Source organism: Sphingomonas sp. (assembly GCF_023266535.1).
Lineage (GTDB): Bacteria > Pseudomonadota > Alphaproteobacteria > Sphingomonadales > Sphingomonadaceae > Sphingomicrobium.
In genome coordinates this window covers 1-9,006 of record NZ_JAHFPY010000095.1, presented here as the reverse complement: position 1 = coordinate 9,006, position 9,006 = coordinate 1, and the positions used below count along the sequence as shown (strand labels likewise).

Annotated in this window: 11 protein-coding genes; 2 read left to right on the top strand and 9 right to left on the bottom strand. The window is 64.5% G+C overall.

Translation table 11 applies throughout. The annotated features are described in order from the left end of the window. Window positions 1-54: 54 nt before the first annotated feature. Genes Q0C64_RS12485 through Q0C64_RS12450 form a run of 8 tightly spaced genes read right to left on the bottom strand, consistent with a single transcriptional unit; the run spans window position 55 to window position 6,238 of the window. Window positions 55-1,089: an META domain-containing protein gene (locus Q0C64_RS12485; protein WP_294124167.1), complete on the bottom strand. Its 1,035-nt coding sequence runs from the start codon at window positions 1,087-1,089 to the stop codon at window positions 55-57. A gap of 24 nt (window positions 1,090-1,113) precedes the next feature. Next, a complete protein-coding gene (locus Q0C64_RS12480) occupies window positions 1,114-1,917 on the bottom strand; it encodes an RNA methyltransferase (RefSeq protein ID WP_294124166.1) in 804 nt (267 codons plus the stop codon). Then, window positions 1,917-2,189, bottom strand: a complete 273-nt coding sequence (locus Q0C64_RS12475) for an HPr family phosphocarrier protein (RefSeq protein ID WP_294124165.1) — start codon at window positions 2,187-2,189, stop codon at window positions 1,917-1,919. The genes Q0C64_RS12480 and Q0C64_RS12475 overlap by 1 nt, the downstream gene beginning before the upstream one ends. Next, on the bottom strand, window positions 2,186-2,593 hold the full coding sequence (locus Q0C64_RS12470) for a PTS sugar transporter subunit IIA (RefSeq protein WP_294124164.1): 408 nt from the start codon (window positions 2,591-2,593) through the stop codon (window positions 2,186-2,188). The genes Q0C64_RS12475 and Q0C64_RS12470 overlap by 4 nt, the downstream gene beginning before the upstream one ends. 16 nt (window positions 2,594-2,609) lie before the next feature. After that, entirely contained in the window at window positions 2,610-3,530 is a 921-nt protein-coding gene (gene rapZ, locus Q0C64_RS12465; RefSeq protein WP_294124163.1) for an RNase adapter RapZ, read from the bottom strand. Window positions 3,531-3,532: 2 nt separating this feature from the next. After that, entirely contained in the window at window positions 3,533-3,973 is a 441-nt protein-coding gene (locus Q0C64_RS12460; protein ID WP_294124162.1) for an HPr kinase/phosphatase C-terminal domain-containing protein, read from the bottom strand. Beyond that, the gene (locus Q0C64_RS12455; protein WP_294124161.1) at window positions 3,970-5,544 is read right to left on the bottom strand and encodes a HAMP domain-containing sensor histidine kinase; all 1,575 of its coding nucleotides are present in this window, start codon (window positions 5,542-5,544) and stop codon (window positions 3,970-3,972) included. The genes Q0C64_RS12460 and Q0C64_RS12455 overlap by 4 nt, the downstream gene beginning before the upstream one ends. Then, on the bottom strand, window positions 5,513-6,238 hold the full coding sequence (locus Q0C64_RS12450; protein WP_294124160.1) for a response regulator transcription factor: 726 nt from the start codon (window positions 6,236-6,238) through the stop codon (window positions 5,513-5,515). The genes Q0C64_RS12455 and Q0C64_RS12450 overlap by 32 nt, the downstream gene beginning before the upstream one ends. Window positions 6,239-6,414: 176 nt before the next feature. Between Q0C64_RS12450 and Q0C64_RS12445 the strand changes: the two genes are divergently transcribed. Together Q0C64_RS12445 and Q0C64_RS12440 are read left to right on the top strand one after the other, a co-directional pair. Continuing rightward, the gene (locus Q0C64_RS12445) at window positions 6,415-8,022 is read left to right on the top strand and encodes a phosphoenolpyruvate carboxykinase (protein ID WP_294124159.1); all 1,608 of its coding nucleotides are present in this window, start codon (window positions 6,415-6,417) and stop codon (window positions 8,020-8,022) included. Between the two features lie 47 nt (window positions 8,023-8,069). Further along, a complete protein-coding gene (locus tag Q0C64_RS12440) occupies window positions 8,070-8,516 on the top strand; it encodes a hypothetical protein (RefSeq protein WP_294124158.1) in 447 nt (148 codons plus the stop codon). On the opposite strand, the gene Q0C64_RS12435 is transcribed toward Q0C64_RS12440, so the two are convergent. Beyond that, window positions 8,513-9,006 (bottom strand): helix-turn-helix domain-containing protein (locus Q0C64_RS12435; protein ID WP_294124157.1); only part of this gene is annotated, 494 nt, incomplete at its 5' end. The two genes, Q0C64_RS12440 and Q0C64_RS12435, sit on opposite strands and share 4 nt — an antisense overlap.

Genomic DNA, 9,006 nt, shown 5'->3' with positions numbered 1-9,006 from the left:
AGTTTGTGAAGTTTGCGACCCCCCTCTCGAGGGGTCGCGTGGCAACTTCGCTATCTAGAACGCCCGCACCAAATCGATCGAGCCGTTGGCGCTGGTCAGCGTCAGATGATTGCCGAAGCCTGAAACGGTAATCGGCCTGGCCAGCACCCTAGTGCCCTGGCTTTCGAAGCTCATGTCGGGGCAGGCCATCCGGGTCACCATCGTCGGTCCAGTGGTCAGCATATTGCCCTGCTGGCTGAAGCTGGCGCCGATCGAATTGCAGCCGAACTTCGCGCCGATCCGGTTGTCCGGCATGAAATTCATGTAGAAATTCTGCGGCGGGACCGGACGGCCGTTGATCGCCGCGACGCGCCAATTGGTTCCGCCGAGCATCATCGCGCCGGGGCTACCCGGAGCCGGATAGTTGCCCGTGCCTGGATAGCCTGGCTGTCCCGGGTAGGGCTGGCCAGGGTAATTGCCTTGGGGCGGATAGTTACCCTGTGGCGGGTAGTTCGATTGCGGAGGGTAGTTGGGCGGGGGCGGAGTGTTGGGCTGACCGCTCTCGTTAGTTTCGTTGAAATAGGCGATCGGCGCGCCGCAGCCGCGATAGCGCTGCCGCCCGTCGACCCGGACGTCGACCGTGTCGGGATAGTTGCGGTCGCTCATCCCGTCGTTGCACTGGCGATGGACGATATTCACGTCGAGCCGCTGCGTGCGGTAGATTTCACCGGCGACACCGTTGATCACGGTCGGCGTCGGGTCGCTGACGCTGACATTGTTGCCGCGGTCGGTGAAGATCATCTCGCGGCCAATCTCCAGGTCCCAGAACGGCTCGGTCCCGACCGCGCGATAGGTCGTCTCGCCACCTGGATAATTGGGGTTCGGATAGCCCGGTTGCGGGACCGGCTGGCCGGGGCCCGGATAGACCGGCCCGCCCGGCGGCATCGGCGGCCCGCCCTGCGGATAGCCGGGGTTGGGATAGCCGGGATTGGGATAGGGTTCGCCCTGCGGGCCCTGGGGATAGGGCTGCGGGGCGCCGGAGCCATAGCCGTAGGGCTCGCAGGCCGTCAGGGTGAGCGCCAGCAGCGGCAAAGCGATGATCGTTTTCATAACGCAACAAACCTCCGGCTGCGCTTATGAGTTCCGCCAGCTTGCTCTAACATGAAAGGCCATCACCGCCGCCGCGACCGCCGCGTTCAAACTGTCGGCCTTGCCGAGCATCGGCATCTTCACCAGCAGGTCGCATTCTGCCTCGTAAGACGCGGGCAACCCCTGGCTCTCGTTGCCGATCAGCAGGAAGCAGGGTTGCTCGTAGCTCGCGTCGAGATAGTCGCTGTCGGTGTTAAGGCTGGTGCCGACCAGCTGGCCGGGACCGGCACGCAGCCAGGGCAGGAACTCTTCCCACCGTGCGGTCGCCACCTTTTGGGTGAAGATCGCGCCCATCGATGCCCGCACGGCTTCGACCGAGAAAGGATCGGCGCTATCGTCGATCAGGATCAGGCCGCCCGCCGCGGTGGCATCGCCGGTCCTGAGGATGGTGCCGATATTGCCGGGGTCGCGCAGCGCCTGGGCCACGATCCACAGCGGCGAGGCCGAACGGTCGATCGCCGCCAGCGAGGTGTCGGGCTGGCGATAGGCGCCGAGGATCGCCTGCGGATTGTCCTTGCCGCTCATCTTGCTGAGGATGTCGGGCGTGGTCTCGATCACGTCCGCGCCCCGGGCCTCGGCCGCCGCGATGATCTCGGCGGCCAGCGGGTGCGCGCCGCCTGTCGGCGCATAGGCGATAATCTCGGGCAGCCGCCCGCTGTCGCGCGCTTCGGCCAGGATGCGCAGCCCTTCCGCCAGGAATAACCCTTCAGACTTGCGCGCCTTCTTGTCGCGAAGCGCGCGGAGGCGCTTTACCGTCTCGTTGGAAAATGAAGTGATCTGGCGGGGCATTATTCCTCGCCGAACTTTGTTTCCACTAACTCGGCCAGCTCGGCCAACGCTGCTTCGGCGCCTTCGCCTTCGCAATATATGGTGATGCTGTCGCCCATCGCCGCGCCGAGCATCATCAGGCCCATGATCGACGTTCCGACTACCCGGCTGCCGTCCTTTTCGACTTCGACCTTGGCGGTCAGCCCGGCGGCAACGTTGACGAATTTGGCGCTGGCCCGGGCATGGAGCCCGCGCTTGTTGGTGATCTCGATGGTCTTCGAGATGGAACTCAAGCGGCGGCCTCGCCGAGGATCTCGGACGCGACCGAGATATATTTGCGCCCGGCCTCGCGGGCGGCAGCGACCGCGGCGCGCACGCTCATCGCCTTGCGCGCGCCCTCCAGCCGGATCAACATCGGCAGGTTCACCCCGGCGATCACCTCGACATTCTCGCTCTTCATCAGGCTGATGGCGAGGTTGGACGGCGTCCCGCCGAACAGGTCGGTCAGGATGATCACGCCTTCGCCCTGGTCGCAACGCTGGATCGCGTCGGCGATTTCCTTGCGGCGCATCTCCATGTCGTCTTCGGCGTCGATGCAGATGCCCTCGACCGCCTGCTGGGGGCCGACGACATGTTCCATGGCGGTGATGAACTCGGCCGCCAACCGGCCGTGGGTCACCAGCACTAATCCGATCATTCACTCACCCGCTTCATCACTCGCCCGCGCCCCTGGATCCCGCGGGTTGTTCCTCAATCGTATCGCTCGGCGGCGACAGGAGGTCACGGTGGCGGACATTCGGGGAAAATCCCGCGCCGCGCAACCGGTCCGCCATTTCAACTGCTGCAGCCACCGACCGGTGACGCCCTCCCGTGCAGCCGAATGCCACCGTCAAATAGCTTTTGCCGGCGGCCCAATAGCGGGGAATGAGGTCGATTAATAGCTTCTCGATTCGGTCGATCGTTTCGGGCCATGCCGGGTCCTGGGCGATATAGTCGCGCACCGCCTGGTCTTCCCCGGTCAGCGGCCTCAGCTCGTCGATCCAGTGCGGATTGGCGACAAACCGCATGTCGAACACCAGGTCTGCCGCGCGCGAAATCCCACGGGCAAAGCCGAACGAGGCAATCGTCAGCACCGGCTGGTCGATGTCGCCGCCGTAGCGGCGCAGCAGCTCTTCCCTGAGCTCGGCGGGGGTGAGGTCGGTCGTGTCGATCACCACATCGGCGATTCGCCGCAATGGTCCGGTAAGGTCGCGCTCGCGGGCGATGCCGTCTTCGGCCGGCCGGTCGGGCGCCAGCGGGTGCCGCCGCCTGGTCTCGTCGTAGCGCCGGACCAGTTCGGCGCCGGCGCAATCGAGATAGAGGATTTCCGGCGTGACGCCCTTTGTCGATCGGATCAATTCGGGAAGGTCCCAGGGGTCGAACCCGCGGCTGCGGACATCCATGCCGACCGCGACCGGCATCGATTGCCGTGCCTCGCGCTCGCCGTGGACAAATTGCTCGAGCAGGGCCGTCGGCAGATTGTCGACGCAGTCCCAGCCCATGTCCTCCAACGCGTCGAGCACCGTCGATTTTCCCGCACCGGACATGCCGGTGACGAGGAGCAGCCTGGGCAAGTTAGGTTGGCGTTCGGCCACGTTCAGAATCTAAGGCCGAGCCGGTCGAGTGCCAATTGCACTTTCGATGGTGCCGAAGCCGTCCTTGCATCAATGCTGATCAACGGCACGCCAATGCCGAGAATCACCCGTTCCCGGCTGTCGTCGGGCAGACGCTCGATCTCGGTCGCCAGCTCGACCATCAACGCCACCGGCACCTCCTGCACCTGCTCGACGTCGATGATGCCGATGCCACGCACTTCCAGCTTGCCGATGATGGTATCCGGGGCAGTCGCAATCAATTTGCCGCCCTGCTTGCAAATGATGGTGCGATCGTCGCTGACCAGCGTGAAGCCGCGGTCGAGCATGCGTAGCGCCAGGTCCGATTTGCCCGATCCGGACGGCCCGGCGATCAGCACCGCGCGCCCGTCCATGGCAACGCAGGAAGCATGAAGATTCTCGCTGCTCAACCGAGGGCCCTTCATGCCCGGTCGGCCGCTTTCAGGATGATGGTGAAGCGGGCTCCCGATAGCGCGTCGTCGCGATCGGCGACATCGATTTCCCCATCATGGCCCTCGACGATCGCCCGGGCGATGGCCAGGCCGAGGCCGGAATGGCGTCCGAAGCTTTCCGCATCCGGGCGCACCGAATGGAAGCGGTTGAAGATCGCTTCGCGGCTTTCCTTGGGCACGCCTGGGCCTTCATCGTCGATCCGGATGCGGATCTCGTCGCCGACATGCGTGGCGGCAATCTCGACCAGCCCTCCCGGCGGCGAGAAGCTGATCGCATTGTCGACGATATTGTCGATCGCCCGCGCCAGCCGGCCGGGCTCGCCCATGACGATCGCGCTGGCCCGCCGCGGACGGGCAAAGGCAATGCGGACGTTGCCGGTTTCGCGCCGCGTCTCCCAGGCCGACACCAGCTGACCGATGAGGTCACCCAGATCGACTGGCTCGAACCTGGCCCGCGCCAGTTCGGCATCGGTTCGCGCTGCCTCCCCGACGTCGCTGATCAATCGATCGAGCCGCTGCACATCCTGCCGGATGACGTCGATCAGCTGGGTGCGAAGCTTAGGGTCCTCGATCCGCTCGAGTCCGTCGACCGCAGAGCGAAGCGACGCGAGCGGGTTCTTCAGCTCATGGGTAACGTCGGCCGCAAACGCCTCGATATTGTCGATCCGGTGCCTCAGCGAATGGCTCATGTCGCTGATCGACCGGGCGAGCAGGCCAATCTCATCCGTGCGCGACGGCAGGCGCGGAACCTTGACCTCGCGCGCCCGGCCCAGGCGCACGCGGTGCGCCGCCAAGGCGATCCGGCGTAGCGGCAGTACGATGGTGCGCGCCAGGAACAGCGACAGCAGGACCGACAGGCCGGCGACACAGGCAAGCGCGATCAACAGCGAACCACGCTGCTTGCGGACCCGATGGGTGAAATCGCGGTCATTGTCGGTGACCAGCAAGGTCGCGCCGCCGGCCACCGGCGTCGCCGCCGAAAATACCGGGGTCAGTTCCGGGGCCTGCCGGATTTCCATCTCGGTCTTGCCTGACCGGCGCGAGGCCAGCACCTCGGGCCAGCCCTGTGCCGTGTCAGTTGCGGGTTCGGCAAAGTCCTCGAGGCTATCCTCGCCGACCAGGGCGTTGAAGCCGCGGTCGAGCGCCCGGGCGACGTCCTTGGTCCATTTCTGCGTGGTCGGGTCGCGCAGGCGATAGGTCGGCCCGGTGATGCGCCAGCTGTCATATTGCAGGGCGCCGTTCGCGCCATAGACCCGGATTCGTGTTTCGCTTTGCTTTCCAAGGCCCCCAACCAGTTGTTCCCGCTGCGCGAGGCCAACGGTGGGCACCGCAGTGGCCGCCAGGCCGGCGATGGCCTCGACCTTGTGGATCCGCTCTTTCTCAAGCCGGTTGCGGTAGCTGTCGAGGTAGACGATCGCCAGTCCGACCAGGACGAGCGTCAGCGCATTCACCGCCAGGATGCGGTGGGCGAGGGTCCAGCGTCCCGACCAGGTCAGGACGAGATCGCCCTCGTCATTCTTCTCCGAAACGATATCCGACGCCATAGAGGGTCTCGATTGCATCGAATTCGGGATCGACGCCACGGAATTTCCGTCGAATTCGCTTGATGTGGCTGTCGATGGTGCGGTCGTCGACATAGACGTCGTCCTGATAAGCGATATCGAGCAACTGGTTGCGCGATTTGACCACACCCGGCCGCTGGGCCAGCGCTTCGAGGATCAGGAATTCGGTGACCGTCAGCGTGACGTCCTTCCCGTCCCAGCGCACCTTGTGGCGCGCGCTGTCCATCACCAACCGTCCGCGCTCGATCAGCGGCGGCTCTTCCGCCCCTGGCTCGCTGGCCGTTGCGGTCCCGCGTGCCAGGTCCTGGCGGCGGAGCAAGGCACGAATGCGGGCGATCAGCAGGCGCTGAGAGAAGGGCTTGGCGATGTAGTCGTCGGCGCCCATCGCAAGGCCCAGCGCCTCGTCCAATTCGTCATCCTTCGACGTTAGGAAGATGACCGGCATTCCGCCAACTTCGCCGCCCATTTCTCGCACCCGGCGGAGCAGCTCCATCCCGTCCATTTGCGGCATTTTGATATCGAAAACGCCAAGGTCGGGCGGGTTGTCGGCGAACGCCCTGAGCGCGGCCTGGCCGTCAGTATAAACGCGGGTCAGGAAACCCTCGGCCTGAAGCGCAATCGACACCGATGTCAGGATGTTGCGATCGTCGTCGACGAGCGCGATCACAGGGCTCATTCCGGCTCCTCAAGTCGGGTGAGAAGCGATAGCCATCGCAGTCATGCGAAACAAGGGCAGGGCAGGGCCTCCAGTCGCTTTGACCCGGACCCCTGTGATATGTATAGGCCCGACGCATCGCGAGGAGGCGGCGTCCGGGGTAGGGCGTCGCCCTTGATATTTAAGGGAGAATCGGAGTGAGCGAGCGCACCCCCGCGCACCGGCTGGAAGCCCAGGGCATTGAGACCGCGGCAACCATCCACTGGAACCTGACGGCCGCACCATTGGTCGAGCAGGCGGTGTCGCGCGGCGAAGGCAAGCTCGCCAAGGACGGCCCGTTCGTCGTCAAGACCGGCAAGCACACCGGCCGCTCCGCCCAGGACAAGTTCACCGTGCGTGATGCCGAAACCGAAAGCACCGTCTGGTGGGGCAAGTCGAACAAGCCGATGAGCCCGGAGGCGTTCGCCGCGCTCAAGGCAGACTTCTTGGCCCATTTAAATTCGCTCGAGACGCTGTTCGTCGCGGACCTGTTCGGCGGCTCGCAGCCCGAGCATCGCGTCAACGTTCGCGTGATCAACGAATATGCCTGGCATAATCTGTTCATCCGCACGATGCTCGTGCGGCCGGAAACGGCCGAGCTGGCCGGCTTTGTGCCCGAATTCACGATCATCGACCTGCCCAGCTTCCGCGCCGATCCGGCCAAGCACGGCTGCCGCAGCGAGACGGTCATCGCGGTCAATTTGAGCGAGAAGCTGATCCTGATCGGCGGCACCGAATATGGCGGCGAGATGAAGAAGTCGGTGTTCGGTCTGCTCAACTATCTGCTGCCGGTCGAAGGCACCATGCCGATGCATTGCTCGGCAAACATCGGCAAGGACGGCGACACCGCCATCTTCTTCGGCCTGTCGGGCACCGGCAAGACGACCTTGTCGGCCGACCCGAACCGCACGCTCATTGGTGACGACGAACATGGCTGGTCGGACACGGCAGTCTTCAACTTCGAAGGCGGCTGCTACGCCAAGATGATCCGCCTCTCGGCCGAGAGCGAGCCCGAGATTTACGCCACCACGAAGCGGTTCGGCACGGTGCTCGAGAATGTCGTGATGGACGAGGTCACGCGCGAGCTTGACCTCGATGATGCGACGCTCGCCGAGAACAGCCGCGGTGCCTACCCGATCGAGTTTATCCCGAATTCGTCGGAAAAGAACATGGGCCCGGTGCCGAAGAACATCGTCATGCTGACCGCCGATGCGTTCGGCGTGCTGCCGCCGATCGCCAGGCTGACGCCGGATCAGGCGATGTACCATTTCCTCAGTGGCTACACCGCCAAGGTGGCTGGCACCGAAATCGGCGTGACAGAGCCGGAAGCGACTTTCTCGACCTGCTTCGGCGCGCCGTTCATGCCGCGCCACCCGTCGGTCTACGGCAATTTGCTCAAGGAGCGGATCGCCAAGGGCGGCGTCGATTGCTGGCTGGTCAACACCGGCTGGACCGGCGGCAAGTACGGCACCGGCAAGCGTATGCCGATCAAGGAAACCCGCGCGCTGCTCAACACGGCGCTGGATGGCAGCCTCAAGAATGTCGAGTTCCGCAAGGATCCGAACTTCGGCTTCGACGTGCCGGTCGCAGTCCCGGGGGTCGACAATTCGATCCTCGACCCGCGTTCGACCTGGGCCGACAAGGCCGACTATGACCGCACCGCGGCCAAGCTCGTCGACCTGTTCGTCGAGAATTTCGCCGAGTTCGCGGCGCATGTGGATGAGGGCGTGCGACAATCGGGGCCGCAAGTGACGGCGGCCGCCTGATTGCCCGGTCATCGGATCGGGCTCCCTCTTCCAAGAAGGTCCGATCAATGACCGAATTTCCCGTACGCCATTTTCTATCCGACGAAGCCATCGTCCGTATCGGTGAGGGCCTGCTCGCCCGCGCCCTGCCGAAGGAGGAATGGACTCATGAGGCCCATCTCGCCGCGACCACTTGGCTCGTCCTCAACCATCCCGAGATCGATCTCGATACCGAGCTTCGCGACATCATTTCGCGCTACAACGAGAGCGTTGGCGGGGTGAACAGCGACAGCGAAGGCTATCACGACACAATTACCCACGCCTATCTGCGCGGGATCCGCCTGTTCCTCTCGGAAGCGGATTTAACCCGCCCAATCCACGACCTCGTCAACGAGCTGTTGATGTCGCCGATGGGCCGTCGTGATTGGCCGCTGCGCTTCTGGTCGAAGGACCGGCTGATGAGCGTCGAGGCGCGGCGCAATTGGGTCGAGCCAGACCTGAAGGCTACGCCCTAAATTCGTGCAGTGCGCGCGCGGCTTTCCTTGAGGGCCGTGCGGCGTGCCTCGCGTTCCGCAGTCGCGGCGGGGCTATAGCCGCGGTCCAGATCATCGCTGCGCAGCAACTGCCCGCAATAGTCGCAGAGCGGACCAAACCCGGCTGGCCGGCCGCAGCCTTTGTGCTTGAAGGTGATCGACGGCTCCTCGCCCGGCAGGCGCAGCCATTTTTCGCCCCAGGCGCGCATCGCCATCAAAATCGGGAACACGTCTGCGCCCTTTTCCGTCAAAAGGTATTCGTAGCGGGCAGGGCGCTCCTGGTAGCGCCTGCGTTCGACCAGGCCGGCCGCGTCGAGCTTCTTGAGCCGCGCCGCAACCATCTGCGGCGTCGCCCCCGTCATCGCCTGGATTTCATCGAAGCGGTGATTGCCGGCCGATAGCTCGCGCAACACCAGCAACGACCAGACATCGCCAAAGATATTGCCCGCACGCGCGACGGGACACTGCGTTT

Coding starts and splice junctions, on each gene's coding strand:
- Q0C64_RS12485 (WP_294124167.1), bottom strand. CDS start 1,089: ATGAAAACGATCATCGCTTTGCCGCTGCTGGCGCTCACCCTGACGGCC.
- Q0C64_RS12480 (WP_294124166.1), bottom strand. CDS start 1,917: ATGCCCCGCCAGATCACTTCATTTTCCAACGAGACGGTAAAGCGCCTC.
- Q0C64_RS12470 (WP_294124164.1), bottom strand. CDS start 2,593: ATGATCGGATTAGTGCTGGTGACCCACGGCCGGTTGGCGGCCGAGTTC.
- Q0C64_RS12460 (WP_294124162.1), bottom strand. CDS start 3,973: ATGAAGGGCCCTCGGTTGAGCAGCGAGAATCTTCATGCTTCCTGCGTT.
- Q0C64_RS12455 (WP_294124161.1), bottom strand. CDS start 5,544: ATGGCGTCGGATATCGTTTCGGAGAAGAATGACGAGGGCGATCTCGTC.
- Q0C64_RS12450 (WP_294124160.1), bottom strand. CDS start 6,238: ATGAGCCCTGTGATCGCGCTCGTCGACGACGATCGCAACATCCTGACA.
- Q0C64_RS12440 (WP_294124158.1), top strand. CDS start 8,070: ATGACCGAATTTCCCGTACGCCATTTTCTATCCGACGAAGCCATCGTC.